Genomic DNA, 252 nt, shown 5'->3' with positions numbered 1-252 from the left:
ATCTGGATTTACGCAATCATCATTGAAAAAAATTGATAAAGATCTTAAAAAGGTTCAACGTGATTTCCCATTTGTCGGATTTGCAGCGGGAATTGTAAAAGCAGATGCTGTTATTTTCTCGAAGGGTTATGGGTTCGGCAATAAAGAGGAGAAGAAGCCTTTTACCAAACATACCATACAGCCCGTTGGTTCCGTCAGCAAAACAGTTGTTGGCTTGGCCTTACTCCAGGCTATTGAACAGCATTATTTTAC

1 protein-coding gene is annotated in these 252 nt (G+C 39.7%); it reads left to right on the top strand.

Features of this window, described 5'->3' with window-relative positions:
* Positions 1-252: serine hydrolase domain-containing protein (locus tag KVS71_RS17955; RefSeq protein ID WP_217585214.1), on the top strand; the 252-nt coding region annotated here is incomplete at both ends.

The organism is Microbacterium sp. GbtcB4, from assembly GCF_019091465.1.
Classification (GTDB): Bacteria; Actinomycetota; Actinomycetes; order Actinomycetales; family Microbacteriaceae; genus Microbacterium; species Microbacterium paraoxydans.
Note: the sequence above shows the minus strand (reverse complement) of the source record. Positions and strands in the feature narration are given on the sequence as shown.